This is a genomic window from Hyalangium minutum, assembly GCF_000737315.1.
Lineage (GTDB): Bacteria > Myxococcota > Myxococcia > Myxococcales > Myxococcaceae > Hyalangium > Hyalangium minutum.
In genome coordinates this window covers 196177-214893 of sequence record NZ_JMCB01000003.1, presented here as the reverse complement: position 1 = coordinate 214893, position 18717 = coordinate 196177, and the positions used below count along the sequence as shown (strand labels likewise).

Annotated in this window: 17 protein-coding genes; 5 read left to right on the top strand and 12 right to left on the bottom strand. The window is 67.5% G+C overall.

Features of this window, described 5'->3' with window-relative positions:
• Window positions 1-135: 135 nt before the first annotated feature.
• The 3 genes from DB31_RS07585 to DB31_RS07575 all read left to right on the top strand — a co-directional run bounded on the left by DB31_RS07585 (window position 136) and on the right by DB31_RS07575 (window position 1701).
• On the top strand, window positions 136-1062 hold the full coding sequence (locus DB31_RS07585) for a peptidylprolyl isomerase (protein WP_052419788.1): 927 nt from the start codon (window positions 136-138) through the stop codon (window positions 1060-1062).
• Window positions 1063-1077: 15 nt separating this feature from the next.
• On the top strand, window positions 1078-1329 hold the full coding sequence (locus DB31_RS07580) for a carboxymuconolactone decarboxylase family protein (RefSeq protein WP_044184616.1): 252 nt from the start codon (window positions 1078-1080) through the stop codon (window positions 1327-1329).
• Between the two features lie 108 nt (window positions 1330-1437).
• The gene (locus tag DB31_RS07575) at window positions 1438-1701 is read left to right on the top strand and encodes a carboxymuconolactone decarboxylase family protein (RefSeq protein WP_240486581.1); all 264 of its coding nucleotides are present in this window, start codon (window positions 1438-1440) and stop codon (window positions 1699-1701) included.
• A 21-nt stretch (window positions 1702-1722) separates the two neighbouring features.
• Here DB31_RS07575 and DB31_RS07570 read toward each other — a convergent pair whose 3' ends face one another.
• Both DB31_RS07570 and DB31_RS07565 read right to left on the bottom strand, forming a co-directional pair.
• Entirely contained in the window at window positions 1723-3093 is a 1371-nt protein-coding gene (locus DB31_RS07570) for a tetratricopeptide repeat protein (RefSeq protein WP_044184609.1), read from the bottom strand.
• Window positions 3090-3929 carry a hypothetical protein gene (locus tag DB31_RS07565; RefSeq protein WP_205628475.1) on the bottom strand — a complete coding sequence of 280 codons (840 nt, stop codon included), beginning with the start codon at window positions 3927-3929 and terminating at the stop codon, window positions 3090-3092. The genes DB31_RS07570 and DB31_RS07565 overlap by 4 nt, the downstream gene beginning before the upstream one ends.
• Before the next feature lie 124 nt (window positions 3930-4053).
• On the opposite strand from DB31_RS07565, the gene DB31_RS07560 reads away from it, so the two are divergent.
• Window positions 4054-4728 (top strand): GspE/PulE/PilB domain-containing protein, encoded by a 675-nt coding sequence (locus tag DB31_RS07560; protein WP_044184605.1) that lies wholly within the window; start codon window positions 4054-4056, stop codon window positions 4726-4728.
• Here the strand turns inward: DB31_RS07560 and DB31_RS07555 are convergent.
• From DB31_RS07555 to DB31_RS07535, 5 genes are all read right to left on the bottom strand, one after another.
• Entirely contained in the window at window positions 4725-6971 is a 2247-nt protein-coding gene (locus DB31_RS07555; protein WP_044184603.1) for a cyclic nucleotide-binding domain-containing protein, read from the bottom strand. The genes DB31_RS07560 and DB31_RS07555 overlap by 4 nt on opposite strands.
• A gap of 1 nt (window position 6972) precedes the next feature.
• Window positions 6973-9099: a HEAT repeat domain-containing protein gene (locus tag DB31_RS07550; protein WP_044184599.1), complete on the bottom strand. Its 2127-nt coding sequence runs from the start codon at window positions 9097-9099 to the stop codon at window positions 6973-6975.
• 95 nt (window positions 9100-9194) lie between these two features.
• Window positions 9195-11273 (bottom strand): pseudouridine synthase, encoded by a 2079-nt coding sequence (locus tag DB31_RS07545; RefSeq protein ID WP_044184595.1) that lies wholly within the window; start codon window positions 11271-11273, stop codon window positions 9195-9197.
• A 22-nt stretch (window positions 11274-11295) separates the two neighbouring features.
• A complete protein-coding gene (gene scpB / locus DB31_RS07540) occupies window positions 11296-12291 on the bottom strand; it encodes an SMC-Scp complex subunit ScpB (RefSeq protein WP_420806673.1) in 996 nt (331 codons plus the stop codon).
• Window positions 12272-13132 carry a segregation and condensation protein A gene (locus DB31_RS07535; protein WP_044184589.1) on the bottom strand — a complete coding sequence of 287 codons (861 nt, stop codon included), beginning with the start codon at window positions 13130-13132 and terminating at the stop codon, window positions 12272-12274. The genes scpB and DB31_RS07535 overlap by 20 nt, the downstream gene beginning before the upstream one ends.
• Window positions 13133-13377: 245 nt before the next feature.
• Between DB31_RS07535 and DB31_RS07530 the strand changes: the two genes are divergently transcribed.
• Window positions 13378-14544 carry a DUF4388 domain-containing protein gene (locus DB31_RS07530; protein WP_044184587.1) on the top strand — a complete coding sequence of 389 codons (1167 nt, stop codon included), beginning with the start codon at window positions 13378-13380 and terminating at the stop codon, window positions 14542-14544.
• A gap of 4 nt (window positions 14545-14548) precedes the next feature.
• Here the strand turns inward: DB31_RS07530 and DB31_RS07525 are convergent, their stop codons facing one another.
• From DB31_RS07525 to DB31_RS07510, 5 genes are all read right to left on the bottom strand, one after another.
• Window positions 14549-15220, bottom strand: a complete 672-nt coding sequence (locus tag DB31_RS07525) for a DUF5953 family protein (protein ID WP_338034285.1) — start codon at window positions 15218-15220, stop codon at window positions 14549-14551.
• Window positions 15221-15311: 91 nt separating this feature from the next.
• The gene (locus tag DB31_RS07520) at window positions 15312-16067 is read right to left on the bottom strand and encodes a DUF6310 domain-containing protein (protein ID WP_240486579.1); all 756 of its coding nucleotides are present in this window, start codon (window positions 16065-16067) and stop codon (window positions 15312-15314) included.
• A gap of 310 nt (window positions 16068-16377) precedes the next feature.
• Window positions 16378-16974, bottom strand: coding sequence for a hypothetical protein (locus DB31_RS48655; RefSeq protein WP_157231868.1), 597 nt, complete (start codon window positions 16972-16974; stop codon window positions 16378-16380).
• Window positions 16975-17030: 56 nt separating this feature from the next.
• Window positions 17031-17846, bottom strand: a complete 816-nt coding sequence (locus tag DB31_RS07515) for a hypothetical protein (protein ID WP_157231867.1) — start codon at window positions 17844-17846, stop codon at window positions 17031-17033.
• A 62-nt stretch (window positions 17847-17908) separates the two neighbouring features.
• The gene (locus DB31_RS07510) at window positions 17909-18715 is read right to left on the bottom strand and encodes a metallophosphoesterase (RefSeq protein ID WP_240486578.1); all 807 of its coding nucleotides are present in this window, start codon (window positions 18713-18715) and stop codon (window positions 17909-17911) included.
• Window positions 18716-18717: the final 2 nt, after the last annotated feature.

The window sequence follows — 18717 nt, the reverse complement described above, 5'->3', positions numbered from 1 at the left end:
ACAACCTCCCGTAGCCACAGGCTCCTTCCACGCCTCCTATGACCGGAAGTGAAGACCCTAGGACTTCCCGTTGTATGTTGGCTACAGGTAAATGCCTCGCTGGATCCGGTCCGCGAGATCAGCGATGGGAGCGACATGACGGAGCGCGTGTTCCTGGCCTGCTGCGTGCTGGGCCTGGTGGGGGGCCTGGGGTGCCGTGGGCAGGAGAAGGATCGTCCCGCGGAGCCCGTGGTGGCCACGGTGGGGACCTCGGCGATCACGGCGGAGGAGTACAAGCAGCGGCTGGACGAGCAGGCGCCCTTCATCCGAGGCCGCTACACCACGGTGGAGCGGAAGCAGGAGTTCCTGGACGGGATGATCCAGTTCGAGGTGCTGGCGCAGGAGGCGGAGCGCCGAGGCCTGGACAAGGACGCCGAGGTCCAGCAGGCACTGCGCAAGCTGATCGTCCAACGGCTGGTCAAGCAGGTGACGGAGGAGATGAAGCCTCCGTCCGAGGCGGAGGTGCGCCAGTACTACGAGGAGCACCGGGCTGAGTTCGTCCGGCCGGAGCAGGTGCGGATGAGCCACATCTTCCTGGCGGCGGCGGCGGGAGACGCCCGGCGGCCGCAAGTGAAGGCGGAGGCGCTGGCGCTGCTGGCGAAGGTGCGCGCGCCCACCGGAGCTCCGGGCCAGGACGGCTTCGAGGCGCTGGCACGAGAGCGCTCGGATGATGCGGCCAGCAAGGCGCAGGGTGGAGATCTGGGCCCGAGGACAGCGGAGGAGCTGTCGCAAGCGTGGGGAACGGCACTGGCGCAGGCGGCCTTCACGCTCCAGTCGCCGCAGGAAGTGGGGCCGCTGGTGGAGACGGAGAGAGGCTTCCACCTCCTCAAGCTGACGCTGCGTCAGGCGGGCTTGAACAACCCGCTGGAGTCGGTGAAGGATCGCATCGCCACCCGGCTGCTGTCCGAGCGGCGCACGCAGGCCCTGGAGACGCTGGTCCACCAACTGCGCGAGCGTGCGCAGATCCACATCGACGAGAAAGTGCTGGCGGAGATCCAACCCGCGCCAGCGACGTCACCTTGAGCGAGAAGAGGTTCTATGGATCCGATGTTTCTGAAGGGCATCGAAGCCTATGAAGGCACCGGGCACTACGGGGAGCTGATCCGCCGGGCCCGCGAAGCGGGCAGGCCCTTCCCTCGCATCTGGCACCTGTTCGCATTCAAGCCCAAGGTCACGAATGCGCTGTCTGAGTTCACCCAGGAGGTCATGCGAGGGCCCTCGCCCCTGTCCGCGGGCATGCGCGAGCTGATTGCCGCCTTCACCTCGCGCGGCAACTTCTGTTTGTTTTGAACGAACTCTCACGCCGCGGTCGCGGCGAAGCTGCTGGGAGACGAGAAGAAGGTCGAGGCGGTCCTCGACGATCACCGCACGGCTCCGATCTCGGAGGCCGAACGGGCGTTGTTCACCTTCCTGGAGAAGGTGAACCTCTCGCCCGGGAAGATCCGCCAGGAGGACATGGACGCGGTGAAGGCCACCGGCTGGTCCGACGAGGCCATCTACGACGCCATCAACGTCTGCGCCCTGTTCAACTTCTACAACCGGTGGATCGACGCCACCGGCGTGGGGCACCACACGGCCGAGCTCTACCAGATAAGCGGCGAGCGCTTGGCGGAGGGCGGCTATGCCGGACCGCCGAGCTCGGGGGGAAACCCGAAGGGCTGACCCGGCGGGTACAAGCGCGGCTCAGGGACGCCCCTTGAGCCGCTCGAGGCTCTTCTCGGCGGCCTTGCGCTGCTGGGGCGTTCCCCCTTCCATCTCGAGGAAGTGCTGGTAGCGCTCCATCGCCTCCTTGGCGCGACCGGTGTCGCGGTAGACGTCCCCCAGGTTGAGCTGGATCGTCGCGCGGGCCGGGAAGGACTTCTCGCAGTCGAGCAATACCTCCTCGGCCTTCTTGAACTCCGTCAGCGTCCAGTACGCGAACCCGAGGTTGTTGCAGACGTCGGCGAAACCGGGGCTCTGGTAGTCCGCCCGCGCGTAGAGCTGCTCCCACATGGCGAGCGCCAGATCGCGCTTGCCGGACTTCCACAGCCCGAGCGCCTGGTCGTCGCTGGCCCCTGGTTCCTGCTCCCGCGCCAGCGAGCTCAGGCTGCTGTCTCCCGAGGGGTGTGCCTCCACGCTGAACTTCCCGCCCTTCCAGCTCACCGTGCTGGAGCAGTTCAGGTGCGTCGTCCCGGGTGCATAGAACTGGCGAATCTCCACGCCCTTCCCGCTCTGCTGCAGCTCCGCCACCGTGCCGAGCCCCTGGCACTCGTCCAGCGCGGTCCCGAGCGCCGCCACGAGCTTCCGCGTCATGGCCGTATCGATGGCCTTCTTCTGGGGGTCGAAGACGTAGAGGCGGGAGTCCATGCCCTTCTCGGAATCCGCCGCGTCCGCCCTGCGCCAGGAGGGCACCCATACGAGGACCCTCCCCGCGCCCGGCAGGGTCGCCGCCAACACAGCGCGCCCCGGTGCCGGAACGTCCTCCATGAGGGACTGCGCCAGCAAAGTGGGATGGAAGCCCTTTCGCGCCGTGTCCAGGTCCGGAGCCTCGGGCAGCCAGCAGTCCTCGGTGAGCCAACATGCCTTGGGAGGACAGCCCGAAGGCCCGCAGAGGGCCGTCACGCTGTCAGCGGCCCGGACCTCGATGGCTGAACGGCGGGCGTTCCAGGTGAACAGGCACGAGCCCTGGGGATCGGAGCTCGACTGGAGCACGACGCCCTGGGTGCCCAGAGGCATCAACAGGGGCATCTTCCGCTCGCTCACCTCCATGCAGCGCCCCGAGGCATCCGCCTGCTGGAGCGCCTCCTGGACGGCTTGGGTCTGCTTCGCGTCGAGCCTTCCCTTGCCATCGAGCACGACGAACTGCCCCGCCTCGGGGCCTCTTCCCTCGGGGCCTCGGGCGTAGCCGAGGAGAAACTTCGACGATGGGAGCTTCCACGCGAACCACAGAGGGCTGCTGACGAAGACCCGGATCTCGGCGAGCCCGAACACCCCTTCCGGAACAGGCTCCTCCTTGGGCTGAGCGCTCGCGGAGGCCCCCAGCGTCAACGCCGTCAGGAGCAGCAGGGCTCTCACGGGTCAGGATCCGGCAGCTCGCCCGCGGGCAGCTCTGGCTCCGGCCTTCTCGAAGGCGGCTCATTCTCGCGGCCCGTACGGTTCGTGCTGTCCGATGGCGCGTGGATGTCCGGGCCCCCTTCCACTGGCAGCGGCGGCCCCCCCCGGCGGTCCTTGGGCGACAGATCCTTCGCGAACTGCTCCGCCACCACATCCAGCAGCGAGGTGATGGCCTGGCGGAACAGATCCGGATCCTTGCCCACCTTGAGGGGATCCAGGTGCGGCTCCCCCGCTTCGATCTGATCCACCGAGAAAGACCGGCGCCACATCTCACTCCGGCCCGCCAGCCGGAACATGCGCCCATAGCCCTTCACGTACGCACCCGCGTGGCCATTGTCGCTGCGCATGCCGTAGTCCTGGATGACGAACTCCACCACCGTGTCCACGCCCAGCGGGAGCAACAGATCGTAGTCGGGGGCGTTCGCCGGCACCTCCTCCACCAGGAAGCTCTCCAGGGCCGAGGCCACTCGCGCCGGATCCACCGTGTTCGTCCACGGCCGCTCCTGCGGGAGCTGCTGGATCGTGCCGACACGCAGGCGCTCGGAGATCTCGAAGCGCGTCACCGCCTTCATGAGCTTGGCCTGGAGACGGCGATCGGCCTCCTTGGGCTCGAGCTTCTTGAGCTTGTCGCCGTACGCATCGTCCTCGCGGAAGACGAGGCTCTTGGGACCGGCCTCGATTTCAATGCGGGAGATGAAGGCGGGCTGGACCACACGGTCGAGCTCCGCACCGGACAGCCGCGAAGTGGCACAGCCCGAGAGCAACACCAGAACAGACAGGAACACGCATCGCGCCATTCCCCACACATACCTCAACGTGCCATGGGGTTGCAGCCCGGTGAACGGCTGCTAGCCTCGGGGTGTGAGCCCTCCCGCGTCGAATCCTCCCCCCAGTCGAAAGAAGAGGCTCGGCGAGATCCTCATGGACGCCGGCCTGTTGACCGAGACCCAGCTTCGCTCAGCCCTTGCCGAGCAGCGCAAGTGGGGCGGCAAGCTGGGCCATACGCTGGTGCAGATGGGCTTCGTGGACGAGAGCTCCATGGTCCACGCCCTCTCCCGCCAGCTGCACATCCCCGCGATGGAGCTGGACACCCTGACGCCGCCCGAGCACCTGCTCCAGCTCTTCCGGATCGATCTGGCCGAGCGCTACAGCGTCTTCCCCGTCGCCGTGGACGTGGCGCACAAGACGCTGACGCTGGCCAGCTCGGATCCGACGAACGTGGACGCGCTGCAGGAGCTGGCCTTCCACACCAACCAGAAGATCCAGGTGGTGGTGAGCAGCGCGTCGGCCATCGAGCGGGCCATCCGGAAGTACTACTACGGTGGCGCGTCTAACTCGACGGCCAACCCTGAGCAGTTCGGGTTCCGCGAGCCCACATACGAGTTCACCCCGCCACCCACACCCCGGCCCTCCTCGCATCGGGAGGCGGAGCTTCAGGAGCGCGTGGACGTCCTCACGCAGCAAGTGGCGGATCTGCAGCAGATGGTGGCCAACCAGGCCCGCTCGCTGAGCGCGCTCCTCGAGGTGCTGGAGACCCGAGGTGCCCTCTCACGCGAGGAATATTTCGCCCGGCTGCGTGGCGGACCGCGCTTCTAGACGAGCAGATCCTCGGCGCGCAGCTCGAACACCAGGGTGCCCGTGAGCGCCTCGGTGCGGCGCAGCCGCTGCTCGGAGAGCTCGGAGATGAGCACCAGGATCTGCGGGTGGGAGAGGATCAGCGCATCGAAGTCCTCGCGCGGCAGTCGCAGCAGCGAGGTGTGCCGCGTGGACATCACCGTCGCCGTGGCCGGTGTCTTCGAGAGCAGGGAGATCTCTCCGAACAGATCGCCCTCCTTCATCCGCGAGAGCACCTGATCGCCCTTGCGTGCCTCCACCTCGCCCGAGAGCACCACGTAGAGCCCGTCCGTCCGCTCGCCCTCGCGGACGATGATCTCGTTCTTCTTCACTTCGCGGGCCCGGAACTTCTCCACCAGCGTGCGGCGATCCTTCCGGCTGAACGGCTCGAAGAGCGCCGAGTGGCTCATCACGTTCGTCAGCATGCGCTCGCGGCAGAACTTCTTGAGCGCCTTCGCCAGCTGCGGGTGCTGGCGCGACAGTTCGGCCAGCACCGGCGCCGAGATCTCCAGCAGCATCGTGCCATCGACCGCGCTCTCCACCGCGGCCATGCGCGGCGCCCCCGACAAGAGCGCCATCTCGCCAAAGAAGGCCCCGCTGGTCAGCGCCGCGAGATCCTTGCGCTGCCCGTTCTCGTAGCGGAACACGCGCACGCTGCCTTCGCAGATGACGTAGAAGGCGTCACCGTGGCTGCCCTGCTCGAAGACGTGCGCCCCCTGCGAGAAGTGGCGCAGCGGGCACCTCTCGAACAGATCGATGAAGGCCTCGCGCGGCAGGTCCGAGAAGAGCGGGATGGTCGGCAGGGCGTTCGGAGAAGGCGTCTCCTCCACCTCGTCCGTGAGGATGATCTCTTCCTCTTCCTCCTGCGGAGGCACGAGGCCGGACGCGGCGCGCTGCTTCATTCCTGCGAGCGCCGCCTCCTCCACCGCGTGGAGCAGCGTGTCCTCTTCCAGTTCCAGCTCCGTGAACGCATTGGGGCTCGCGGGCACCTGGCCGGGTGGCACCACGGCGGACCGTCCTGGCGCGGGCGTCACGGACATATCGGCCGTTCCGCCCTCCCCGCTCCGGCGAGGCCGAAGTCCCGGCGGTGCGGCGCTGGCAGGAGCCGGTGCGGTGGAAGGCAGTGGAGGCTGCGCCTGAGCCAGAGTCTCGCTCGCGGAAGCAGTCCCCGAGGACGTCGCGGAGATCAGCGGCTCACTGATGGCAGACCAGGAGAGCTTCTTTGTTCCCATGCCCACGTCCACCTCGAGGGCGGTCTCGTCGGGCGAAGACACAGCGCTCACGGGAACCGGAGCGGTCTCGGCAGGCCTTGAGGGAGAAGCTTGAGTGGATGCGGCGACGGGCGGACGCTGCATGGAGCTACGCAGAGCCAGGCCCGGAGGCGCGGCAGGCACCGAAGGCCCTACAAGCTCGGCAGCACGAGGCGCATCCACGGCTTGAGGCGCAGGAGCCGCGGCGGGAGGCGTTGGCTGGACCTGAGGCGCGGGTACCGCAGCAGCCGGAGCGGGCGGCTGCGCACGAAGCGCGGGCTGTGGCGGAAGCGGTGCCCCCCCGCCAGCCGCGGGAGCGGGCGGCTGTGACTGGGCCGCAATGGCCGCCACGGCACTCGGAGCCAGCGGCAGTGGAGTAAGCGGCACACCCTGGACGACGGCGATCTCCTCCTCCTCTTCGGGGAGCGCTTCGACGGCCGAGCCGGTCACCGCAGACGGAGCCGACGGTGGCGGCGGGATGATGGCCCTCTGAGGGGAGGCCATCGCGGGAGCAGGAGCGGGCGGGGCCTCGTCCTCCTCGGGGAGCTCGAGCGGCGCCACAGCCGGCCCCATCGAGGTGCCCATGTGCTCGGTGAAGGTGGGCAGCTCTACCTGGCGCGGGGGCCTCGCGGGCTGCTGCGGCGCCCCGTTGCCTCCCGCGCTCTTGCGTGCGTACAGGTCCGCGAGCATCTGCTGGATGCCCTTGTGGGCCGGGTCCAGCTCCAGGATCAGCTTGCTGGCCGCGATGGCGCGCGGCAGGAAACCCTCTCGCGCGAAGCCCGTGGCAGCCAGCTGGTAGGCCGAGATAGCGCGGTCCTTCTGACCGGCCTTGGCCCACGCGTCTCCCATGCGCAGGCGGGCCTGGTAGTCCTTGGGCTCGCCCTTGCAATACTCCTCGTAGAACTCCGCGGCTTTGGAGAAGCGGCCCTTGGCAAAGGCCTCGGTGGCCTTGTCCCTGAGCTTGCGCATCTCCATATCAGCGAGCCCCCTCCGCCGCGGTGCCGTTCTTCGCCAGCGCCGCGCTGGCCGCATCGCGGACCCTCCGATAATAGTCGCTCTTGAGGGCGTCGAGCGCCTCCCCCTGCGCCGGAGTGCCGATCTTCTGCAGCGCCGAGGCCGCCGCGAACCGGACCTCCGGCTGGTCGTGGTACAGGTCCCGGGCCACCACCTCGGCAGCCTGGGTGTCGCCGATCTCGCCCAGCGCCAGCAGCACCTCGCGGCGCGCCACGCTCGCGGGCTCATCCAGCGCCTTGGAGAGCGTGGGCACCGCGTCCTTGGCCTTCAACCTGCCGAGGACGCTGGCCGCCAGCACCGCCTCCGCTCCGCCCTCGCGAACCACCGCCTGCAGCGCCTCCGAGGCCGAGGCCGGAGCCCCGAACTGGTTCAGCGCGTCGAGCAGCACCAGCTTCTCGCTGGCGAACTGCGGCAGCATGGACACCAGCACGGCCTGCCCGGCCTCGCCCTGCTGCGCGAGCGCCTCAGCCAGCGCCTTCTGGAGATCCCTCTCGGCCTCGTACATGCCACCCTTCGCGGCCTCCACACCCTCGGGTCCCAGCCGGGCCAGCCCGACCAGGCCCGCGGTGCGCAGCGTCACGTTGGGGTCGCCCGCATAGCCCTTGAGCAGCTCGAGCGCCCCAGGCGCCTTCACCGCTCCAAGCGCGCGCAGCACTGCGGCCAGCGGCTGGAGGCTCAGCGGCTCCACATCGTCATAGAGCTCCGTGGGCACGCGCGGCTGGACGAGCACGCGGCCCGCCTCGCGAGCACGCTGGGCATTGAGGGCCCGGACCCGCTCGAAGAGCTGAACCTGCTTGGAGCCCTTGGCCCCGTCCTTGTGGCCCTGCGAGTCCTCCGACTCGGCGGCGGGCGCGGAGGGATCGAAGCCGGAGCCGTAGACCTGAGGCAGCGCCGCCGTCACCCAGTCCTGGCGCGGCCCCTCGATGGCCTTCAGCTCCTGCTCGTAGAGCTTCTGGAGCGCCGGAGCAGCGGAGGCATCCCCGATGGCGGCCACGGCCTCCACCGCCAGCATGCGCTGCACGGAGTCCGAGGACGTGAGCAGCGGCAGCACCTTGGGCAGTGCGCCCTGGGCCGACGGGCCGAGGCCGATCACCGCCTGCAGCCCGCTCTCGACGCCACTGTTACGGGAGAGGCTCTCGATGATGGGCTCCAGCGGGCACCCCTTCGTCCGCATGGCGCGGGCCGCATCGATGGCCTCCTTCCGGGCGCCCTCGATCGCGATGGTGCACAGCGCCTTCTCGGTCTCGGGCGTGCGCGGCAGGGCGGCGATGGCGTCCGTGGCCAGCGCGCTCACGGCGCTCTTCTCCACGGCCACGGCCTGGAGCTTCTGTACCGAGGAAGGATCCTGCAGCTTGCGCAGCGCGCCGATGGAGGCCTCGCGCAGATCAGGGAAGCTCTCGTCGAGCAGCAGGAGAATGGCGGGCACCGCGCGCCGATCCCCCGCATCGCCCAGGCCGCGAACGGCGGCGGCGGCCATGACGACCTGGCTGTCACGAACCAGGGGGAGCAGCCGGTTGATGGCCTCGGGGCGGCCACTCTTGCCCAGCTCCTCGGCGGCGCCCACGCGCTCCGGGAGCGTGCCCTCGTTGAGCGCGAGCAGGTTGCGATCCCAGATGGCCTTGGACTCTGCGGCGACGGACTCGGCCATGGCGCCGGGCACGTTGGCGGTCTTCAGCGCCTGAACGATGATCTGGCGCGTCTTCCGGCCCCGGCGGCCATACTGGAGCGTGAGGTACGCCTTGGCCTTGTCGTTCTTCACCTTGGCGAGTGCCATGGCGGCTCGGCCCTGGACATCCTCGTCGGCGTCCTCGAGCAGCTCGCCGAGCAGATCCACCACGCGGGGATCCTGGCTCTCGCCGAGCGCCGCGGCGGCCTCGCCCCGGACGATGGAGGCCATGTCCTTGGCGGCGCGGGAGAAGAGGACCAGATCCTCCGCGTTGCCCTGCTTGGCCAGCGATTTGACCGCGTGGGCGCGGACCTCGGGCCGGGGGCTCTGGAGGTCGGCGAGGAGTTGATCGCGGTTGCCCTGGCACCCGGAGAACAGGGCCAGGGACAGGACGACGACAAGGGGGCGCACGCCGGTTCTCATCGCACTCCGAGAAGGAAACGTTGAATGGACGACCGGTTATATCAGCCCCGGCCGGAAGAACTCAGCCGAGGTGAACACGCCCCCTGCGCGCTGCGTCAGCGAGGCTTGCGAGGGCCACCGGGCTTGCGAGGCCCCCGAGCGCCGCCTGGCGCCGGACGCCGCGAGTCCCAGGGAGTCCCGGGCGCACGATCGCTCTGCTTGCGCTTGCGCCAGTCGACGAAGCCTCCGCCGGCCTCTCCTCCCTCTTCCGAGCGAGTGCTCCGGCGCTCGGGCCGTGCATCCCCAGCGGCGCCTCCGGAGCGACCCGGGCGGCCGAACCGGCCCGCGCCACGCGAGGCCGGACCGATGGGCCCGCCCCGAGGGCTCCAGGTCTTGCGAGCCGGGCGATCTCCACCCTCGCCGCGGGGCTTCCACTCGCGCTTCTCGGGACGGCCAGCACCGTCACCGCGGGGCTTCCACTCGCGCTTCTCGGGACGGCCAGCGCCCTCGCCGCGCGGCTTCCACTCGCGCTTCTCGGGACGGCCAGCGCCCTCACCGCGCGGCTTCCACTCGCGACGCTCCGGACGCTCAGCACCCTCACCGCGCGGCTTCCACTCGCGCTTCTCGGGACGGCCAGCACCCTCACCGCGCGGCTTCCACTCACGCTTCTCGGGACGGCCCGCGCCCTCACCGCGCGGCTTCCACTCACGCTTCTCGGGACGGCCTGCACCCTCACCACGCGGCTTCCACTCGCGCTTCTCGGGACGGCCTGCACCCTCACCCCGCGGCTTCCACTCGCGACGCTCCGGACGCTCAGCACCCTCGCCGCGCGGCTTCCACTCGCGCTTCTCGGGACGACCAGCACCCTCACCCCGCGGCTTCCACTCGCGCTTCTCAGGACGGCCCGCACCCTCTCCACGCGGCTTCCACTCGCGCTTCTCAGGACGGCCCGCACCCTCACCACGCGGCTTCCACTCGCGCTTCTCAGGACGGCCCGCGCCCTCACCCCGCGGCTTCCACTCGCGCTTCTCGGGACGGCCAGCACCCTCTCCACGCGGCTTCCACTCGCGCTTCTCAGGACGGCCAGCACCCTCACCACGCGGCTTCCACTCGCGCTTCTCGGGACGCTCGCCTTCATCACCGCGCGTGTCCCACTCCCTGCGCTTGGGACGATCGCCGCCAGCGCCTGGAGCGCCCGTGCGCGAACGGCCGAACCGGGCCAGCCCCGTGCCGCCTTCCTTCATCTCGCGGCCCGCGGGGCTCCGCGGGCGCCGCTCCGCCGCGGGCGCCGCAGCCGCGGCATCCGCATCCTTCCGAGGCAGCTTCACCACCACGGGCTCGGGCCGAGCGGACTCTTCCTCGGTCTCCACCTCGTAGTCGTCGCCGCTGTCCTCCGCCGCCTCGAAGCCCGGAGCCGACCGCCCATGCCGGCGCGGAGGCAGGTTCAGCTCTCCCTCGGGCGGAGCCATGCGGGCCTCGGCCACGTCCTGGAGCAGACGCACCTCGTTGTTCGACAGCGGGCGCAGCTGTCCCGGCCGCAGCCCAGACACGCCGATGCCCGCGTAGTTCGGCCGGAACAGGCGCACCACGGGGTGCCCCACCGCCGCGCACAGGCGCTTGATGAGGTGAGGCCGGCCCTCGGCGACCACGATCTTCAGCCACGTGTTGCGCTCGGCCTGCTCGAACACATCCACGGTGAGCGGCGTGGCCATGCCGTCCTCGAGCCGCACACCGCCGCGCAGCTTGCCCAGCGTGGCGGAGTCCGGCGAGCCCTTCACCTTGGCCAGGTACGTGCGAGGCACCTGGAAGCTGGGGTGCGTGAGCTTGTGCGCCAGCGCGCCGTCATCCGTGAAGAGCAGCGCTCCCTCGGCGTCGTAGTCCAAGCGGCCCACGGGGAACAGGCGCGTACCGGCATCCTCCACGTAGCTGGCCACCGTGGGGCGGCCCTGGGGATCCGACAGCGTCGTCACCACGCCGGCCGGCTTGTACAGCAGGTAATAGGAGGTGCTCTCCGGCGGAGACACCAGCTTTCCGTCCACCTTCACCAGGTCCTTGCCCGGCTCCACCCGGCTGCCCAGCTCGGTCACCGTCTCGTTGTTCACCTGCACACGGCCTGCGGTGATGAGCTCTTCTGCGTGCCGGCGCGAAGCCACTCCCGCGCGAGCCAGGTACTTCTGAAGTCTTTCAGCAGCCATATTCGTGATGCTTTCGTGCCCGTTATTCGGGCTTGGGCCCCGAGGCGCCCGCATCGGGCGGCTTTGGGGCGGTGTTCAGCAGGCCAGCAGCGGCCTTCTGGCTCCGGTCGGCGGCCGACATGGCCTCCTCCAGCTCTTCCAACGCGGCCTCGGAGGCCGCCTCGTTCTTCTCCAACCGCTTCTGGAAGCCCGGATCCGCCAGGGCCTCCACCGTCCCCGCCACCTTCGGCGCCGACGTTTTCTCCTTCTCCACAATCTCCTGGTGCTCCTGCGTCAGCTCGTGGAACTCACGCAGCGTGGGCAGGGCCGACAGGTCCTTCAGCGCGAAGAACTCCAGGAACTCGCGCGTGGTGCCATAGAGGATGGGCCGCCCCACCTCTTCCTTCTTCCCGAGGATCTTCACCAGCTTGCGATCCATCAGCGCCTTGATGACCGCGCCGCAGTCCACGCCGCGGATCTCCTCCACCTCGGGCCGGGTCACCGGCTGGCGGTAGGCGATGATGGCCAGCGTCTCCACGGCGGCCCGGGTGAGCCGCTGCGGCTTCACGCGCAGGTACCGCCGCACGTACTCGGCCGAGTGCGGATCCGTGCGGAACTGCCACCCGCCCGCCACCTCGTGCAGGACGATCCCGTTCACACCATCCCGGTGGAGGCCGGAGATCTGATCGAGCGCCTTGGCGATCAGCTCACGATCGATGCCCGTGGACTCGTAGAGCTGGTCCACCGTGAGCGGCTTGTCCGCCACGAAGAGCACGCTCTGGAGCACGGTGCGGATGCGGTCCTCGGAGAGCTTGCGGCTCTTGGCGACGAGCTTCTCGAACGAGGTCTCCAGGTCCGGCCCGGCCTCCTCGTCCTCCTCGATGGCGGCGGCCTCCACCTCGTCCAGCTCGCTCTCGCCCCCCGGCCCGGTGACGGCGGCGATCTCCTCCTCGGAGAAGGGACCGGGGCCTCCGGGCGTACCAGGAGCGGGGGCCTCGTCCGTCTCCTCGGTGGGGTTCCTACCGGTAGTCACTGTCATCCACCTCCGTGGGGGCCAGCCGCTCCAGCGCGTCTCCGTTGGGCATCAGGAAGATGTCCTTCAGGGGCTCTTCCTGGCGAACCCGGATGAGGCGCCGCTTTACCATCTCCAGGATCGCCAGGAACGTAATGACAATCTCCTGCCGCGTGCTGCCCTCCGGGAACAGGCTGACGAACGTCACCTGCTCCTGACCGCGCAGCCGCTCGATCACCCGCAGGGTGGCCTCCGAGAGGCTCAGCCGCTCGAGCACCACCTCGTGCTGCACCTTCGGGGTCAGGCGCTCCAGCACCCGATCCAGCGACTCGATCAGCTTGAGGACGGAGAACTCCTGCAGCCCCACCTCCTCCTCGGGGATGGGCACCGCCTCCACCGGCACGTTGCGCGTGAACACATCGCGCCCGAGCAGATCCTGCTTCGCCAGCTGCTCCGCCGAGTCCTTGTACTTCTGATACTCGAGCAGCCGCCGCACCAGCTCCGCGCGCGGATCCCCCTGCTCCTCCACCGCGAGCACCTCGCCCACCTGCTCCTGGGCCGCCACATCCTGGCGCGGCAGCAGCATGCGGCTCTTGAGGTGCGCCAGGGTGGACGCCATCACCAGGAACTCACCGGCGATGTCGAGGTTCAACTCGCGCATCCGCTCCAGGTATTCCAGGTATTTCTCGACGATGAGCGCGAGGGGGATGTCGAAGATGTCGACCCGGTGCTCGCGGATCAGGTGCAGCAGAAGATCGAGGGGGCCCTCGAAGTTGGGCAAAGCAATACGGAAGGCGTCCCCGGGTGAGCGGGGCACCTCTGCATCGCTGGAGCCCTCGTCGGGCGGCGTGCGGCGGGCATCGGTCACCGGACGTCCTTCAAGCACATCAGGCCTTTCCCCTTAGCAGTGGCCCCCCAGGGGGTCAAACATTCGCCCGGGTCCGTAGCGCCCCATGAGGCCCCTGCCCTTTCTCAACCCGGAACTTTGGGACAACCCCGGAAGACTCCAATGAATTCAACAGTTTGTGGGGGGTGGGAGGTTGAGCAACGAGGGAGGGCCCATTAGCTTTCTCAGAAAGCGAGCAAGCACTCGCTCACAGGGGAGAAGGCGGCATGGAGCACTTCAAGGGAGGCCTCACTCACTATTCGATGGAGGTGGTGATCCCTGCGCTCCTGTCGCGCAAGGCCCGAGGCACGCTGAGGGTCGAGCGCGGCTCGGTGATCCGCTACTTCTTCTTCAAGGACGGCTTCCTGGTGGGCGAAGGCTCCAACACGCCGGCCGAGCACCTGGGCCAGGTGCTGGTGGACCTGGGCATCCTGGACGCGCCCCGGGCGGCGCTGGCCTTCGAGGCGGCGGAGCTGGCGAAGCTGCCCTACGGGGCGTTCCTGGTGCGCCAGCAGTTCGTGGAGCTGCCGCGGCTGTTGGAGGCGCTGGAGCACAAGGCGCGCGAGGCGTTCTTCGACTGCTACAACTGGGACTCGGGCGAGGTGGAGTTCACGCTGCAGCTGCCGTCGCTGGAGCAGGCAGTGGAGTTGAAGATGCCGCTGACGAGCCTGCACCGGGACGCGCTGTCGCGGCGCCGCGAGTGGCGGACGTTCCGCACGGTGTTCCCGGGCATGGACACGACGTTCTACGTCTTCCGTGAGCACTCCGTGGGGCGGTTCTCGGAGGAGGAGTCGGTCCTGATGAAGCGAGCGGAGTCGGGGGCCACGCTCGCGGAGCTGCTCGCATCGGGCAAGGAGTCGCGGATCTTCGTAGCGAGGCGGCTGATGCACCTGTACCGGCGCGGGGTGCTGGCGCCGCAACGGGCGCAGAACAACTCGATGGGCGAAGAACTCCAGGAGCAGGAGCTGCTGGACGCAGCCCGGAGCTTCGTGGAGGAGCGCAAGTACGATCACGCGCTCGCAGTGGTGGAGCAAGTGCTGGAGCGAGGCCCTGTCCCCGAGGCACACGCGCTCTACCGGGACGCGGAGGTGAAGCTCACGCTGGCGCTCTGTGACGAGCTGTTCTCCATGGACGGGCGCCTCATCTTCGAGCCACTGCCGCGTCCCCTGCCCTCCTCGCTAACCGCGGATGATCTCTACCTGTACTCAAAGCTCCGGGGCAGCGTGACGATCCGCCAGGCGCTGCGCACGGCGGCCATGGGTGAGGCGGGAGCAGCGCGCTCGATGCACCGAATGCTGGCCATGGGGCTGATCCGCATCGCCCCATCGCTCGAAGGGTTCGAGCCGAAGCACAAGACGGACCCATACGGCTTCCAGCCTCGCGCGGAGGCCTGAGTTCTCAGCGGCTCGGAGTACGCCCGCCGATCTCCGGGAAGCGCTCATATGCGCGCAGGAGCGCGTTCAGGTGGGCGGGGTTGTCGAGATCGAGCGGCGCATCCGTGAGCCGGACAATCCACCCTCCCGTCGCCGTGCGCCGTGCGCGCGACAGCAGCTCCGAGTCGCGGGCAGGGTCTGGGAACCCGATGGCGCGTGCGGCAGCGTCGGACCAGTAGTTCAGCCACCCAAGGTAATGCGGAATCTCAGGCGCGGGGAGTTTCCATGGGAGTTTGAGCGAGGGGAGCCCTTTCGGCGGGATATGCGGCTCCTCCCCCGAGTGGCGAAACTGCTCCGACACTGTCACGGCCATCCCCTCTGGCAGCACGCGCCCCCAGAACGCGCGTGCATCCTCGCCTACGGCCTCCAGCACATCCGCCGCCGCCGCGATGCCGGTTGCGTTCAATGGCAGGACCGCCTGGACTTCAAACTGTGCCTTCCCCCCCGGCGAAGTGCCCGCTGGGCTTTCCAATCCCGTCACGGTCACCCGGAACGTCTCATCACCGTTCCGCAGAAGCGGAAATCCCCCGTCCTTCCTCTCGCGGGAGACAAAAGCATCTCGATCCGGCAGTGGAATGCGCTGCCCTGCTTCGGAAATCATCCACCCCAGATGCAAGCCGGGGAACGTGCGTTCCATTCCATGGACAACGGCCAAAGGACGGCGATCGTCCAGAGTTAGCGCAGGAGCGTAGACGGCAAGGCGTAGGGATTTTTGCGTGCCTGCCATCTCAGCACCAGTCCATGACGACGATCGCGAGGGCGCGCTCGTCCCGCAACTTTGGCACCTGACTTCTGACCACGATGTCCTTGAGGTCGTCCGTGTACGTGTCGAAATTGTCGGTCTTGACCTCCCAAAGAGTGCGCGTGGCCCCTTGCAGCGCATCGAAGTGCTTGCCATTGACGAGAACATCCCAGCCGGGAAAGCTGTTCTGCGGAATGAAGTCGGCGCAGTCGTTGTGCGGGTCGTTGCCGCCACGATGAGAAGCCCGTCTGGGCGTGCACTCGGGGCGGCGATCATGGGGGTCCGAGGAGACTGGCGGGTCTGGGGGAAACCAATCCCTACCCAATGGGGACTCTTCCGCTTTGGGCTTCCGATTCGACACGGGTTCCTGCTCAGTGGATGGCCGTGTCTGAGTCTTGGGTCTCCCACGCTCACGGGATGCCCCTCGCTCATATGCGTCTAACTCCTCTTTGATGACGACTGCCACCACCACGGCGCCAGTGATGATGATCGCGCCCACGATGATCTCGGGTGCCACAAAGATGCAGAGCCCCACTCCCACGACAGCCGCCCCCGCCGAGGCCAGAGCGCATCTTCCCGTCACATCTCGAAACTGGATCTTCTTCGGGTCGAGAGCGTGAAAGCATCGCTTCGCCAAAACCTCCCACTCGTTGGAGGCCTCTCGCACCACGCACTGCCCGTCATCCGTCCAGGGGTACTGCGCCGCCCTCTGCAGGTTGGCGATCCTCTGGTTGGGGGGCACCGCGCTATCCGGGCTCGGCGCCGTCGTGGCGCAGGCCGGGAGTAGGAGCAAGAGCAGGAGTGCGCTGCATGTTCGGAGACGCATGGCCACTTCCTTTCAATCCAGCGAGATGCCGCGGTCAAGGCTGCGCGGACTCTCCGCTGGAGCGGACCAGCACGCCCCGGCACCAAGCGAAAGCGGAGTGGGCCAGTATGAAAAAGTGGAGGAGGCGGGAATCGAACCCGCGCCGGGCGGTGCGAAAACTTCAGCAGAATTGCGCCCTTGCCTGGAGACGATCCTCGTGAAGAGGGACGCTCCGGAGAAGAGCAGGTCACCTGACTGGAGGGGAGAGTTCCCCGCCGTCCAGAGGAATACCACCATCCAGAGTGCCAAGACCTTCATGCTGTGGCTTCGCGCCAGATTGTTTGACCCCTCCATCCGGCCATACCCGAGACTCGCTCCAGGTCGACTCCAAAACGCCAGCAATATCGGCATCAACAGGAGGCTTGCTCGTGCTGGCATCTCCTGGGCCGTCACCAGTTCCCGAAGCTTCCGAACCCGTGGTCCAGTCCGGCTGACCTGTGAACAAGCGTCGGAGGATTCGGCCATCACTGCTGATCGCGTATTTCGCGCCAGAGTCCAGCATCATGATCTTGCCCGCGCAAAAAGCCGGATCTGCTTGGATGCGAATGAAGAAGGTATTTTCTTGGCGGATGACCCGGTAGCGCCAGGCATCGGGTCTGTTCCAGCACGAAGGGTTTTGGGAATCCGTCGGCAGGAAATCGCTGAGTGCGGTCACAAGGGCCTGCAGCGTCGCGCCATCCACATCATATGCCCCCCCAGACTGACTGACCACATTGGAGACCGGGCCGGAGAAATCTGGAAAGACAATAGACTCATCTTCCCCTGACGACGGCTGAGGGGGCATGGGGCTCTTCACACAACTCAATAATAAGATGATGCAAACCAGGAGGCATGGAGTTCTCATGGAGTCCCCTTGCCCGGGCAGGGCGCCACTGACGAAGTGATGCTCAGATCGAAGTTGTCATAGTCACGCCAATCGACAACATGAGTCTGCTCGCAGGCGAGATGGCCTTGGGTGCGAGTCCATTTGAAGATCCGAGTGGTTTGGGCCGAGTAGATGTAGAAGCCATCGCAAGCGGGGGCGCCGTCGTCGTGCGAGAAAAAGGCGACGATGGAAATTCTCAGTTTTTTTCTGTCCTGGGTTTCGGGGTCGAAGCCGTGTCGCTCTCCTTCACGCTCGAGAAAGAGGATGTCGTCCTCGGAGATGGGTGTGTCGTATGGGTGGCTGTGGAGGAGAAAGACGTATTTGATGCTGTCTGATGGGTAATCACGGTCCTCTACTTTCGAAGGAATGAGGCAGTTCACCTTCTTCCCGAAGGCGTTGGACTTCGTGACGTCTGTCAGTTTGCTTATCTTGTATTTGCCATCGGGGGTATAATACATCCAGGCGCAATACTCTTTGGATACCCGCCAGCGCAGCTCAAAGGCAACTTGCTCCTCACGGAGGGCTGTGGAGGGCGGTTTACGTCCGGCGCTCGAATGGGGTTTCTTTAGAAAGTGCTCGCAGGCGGTTTCAAGCGCAGTGGTGTAGGAGTCAAATGGGCCGAGCATCGGTCCTGGAAGTGTTTCCAAGCGTGACTCTCTAGAAGAAGGCCGTACGATGTCGGGATCTTGCGTCTCCTCGTCGGGCCTGATGACACCGGAGGGCGTGCACTCCAGTGTGATAGCAGCGGCGAGCACCGAAAAGCCCTGCCAAGAGAGGATCGAGCGCTGCATGGAACGGGACCATAGCACGCCTCGCAGTCCCTGCGTCCGGGAGGCCATTCCTTGCAATGAGCTCAGCCGTGGAGCCTCTTGAGTTCCACACCGTCCCGCAGGGCGTGCACATTGGGATAGGTCTTGGAGAGATCCAGCTCCACGTAGACCTTGTCCTTGTCGAAGAGGGCAAAGCTCGTGGAGACGCAGAGCTGCTCGTCCCCCACCTTCTCGTAGCCCTCGCGCACCACGTCGTGGCCATAGATGGCGATGCGGCCACCCAGCGGCTTCAGGAAGGCACGGGCCTGCTCAGGCAGCGCCATGCGGCTCCACAGCGTCGCCCCGAGCACGGGGATGTGGAAGAACTCTTCGATGCCCATATGAGCATAGCCCTCCAACTCCACGGACTTGAACTCATCGACGTGGTTCAGCGTCGCGGAGGGCGAGGCGTGCAGCAGCACCACGCCGTTGGGCGCGGCGGCCACCAGCGGGAACTGGCGGAAGAGCGCGCGCATGGACTCGGCGTCCTCGGGGCTCATGCGCTCCTCAAGCGCTTGGGCCTCGTCGTGGTGGAACTTGGCGGTGCGCGGGCCGCCCACGTGCGAGTGCTCGTGGTTGCCCAGCAGGCTGTGCACCCGGCCGGGGTAACGCGCCTGCGCCTCCGCCAGCAGCCGCACCACCTCCGGGGACTCATCCTTGTAGGGCGTGCCGAGGTAGTCCGGCCAGTGGTCCTCCGTGTACTCGTCCGGGCCGTGGATCAGATCCCCGGTGAAGACGAGGACGCTATCGTGCGGAGACTCCTCGAAGAGGGCCAGCATGCGCTGAAAATCCCGCAGGTTGCCCTGGATGTCCGTGGCGGCCAGAAGCCGGCCCGAGGCTGGCAAACGCAAGA

Coding starts and splice junctions, on each gene's coding strand:
- DB31_RS07585 (WP_052419788.1), top strand. CDS start 136: ATGACGGAGCGCGTGTTCCTGGCCTGCTGCGTGCTGGGCCTGGTGGGG.
- DB31_RS07580 (WP_044184616.1), top strand. CDS start 1,078: ATGGATCCGATGTTTCTGAAGGGCATCGAAGCCTATGAAGGCACCGGG.
- DB31_RS07565 (WP_205628475.1), bottom strand. CDS start 3,929: ATGGCGCGATGCGTGTTCCTGTCTGTTCTGGTGTTGCTCTCGGGCTGT.
- DB31_RS07560 (WP_044184605.1), top strand. CDS start 4,054: ATGGACGCCGGCCTGTTGACCGAGACCCAGCTTCGCTCAGCCCTTGCC.
- DB31_RS07555 (WP_044184603.1), bottom strand. CDS start 6,971: ATGGAGATGCGCAAGCTCAGGGACAAGGCCACCGAGGCCTTTGCCAAG.
- DB31_RS07550 (WP_044184599.1), bottom strand. CDS start 9,099: ATGAGAACCGGCGTGCGCCCCCTTGTCGTCGTCCTGTCCCTGGCCCTG.
- DB31_RS07545 (WP_044184595.1), bottom strand. CDS start 11,273: ATGGCTGCTGAAAGACTTCAGAAGTACCTGGCTCGCGCGGGAGTGGCT.
- scpB (WP_420806673.1), bottom strand. CDS start 12,291: ATGACAGTGACTACCGGTAGGAACCCCACCGAGGAGACGGACGAGGCC.
- DB31_RS07530 (WP_044184587.1), top strand. CDS start 13,378: ATGGAGCACTTCAAGGGAGGCCTCACTCACTATTCGATGGAGGTGGTG.
- DB31_RS07525 (WP_338034285.1), bottom strand. CDS start 15,220: ATGGAACGCACGTTCCCCGGCTTGCATCTGGGGTGGATGATTTCCGAA.
- DB31_RS48655 (WP_157231868.1), bottom strand. CDS start 16,974: ATGCCCCCTCAGCCGTCGTCAGGGGAAGATGAGTCTATTGTCTTTCCA.
- DB31_RS07515 (WP_157231867.1), bottom strand. CDS start 17,846: ATGCAGCGCTCGATCCTCTCTTGGCAGGGCTTTTCGGTGCTCGCCGCT.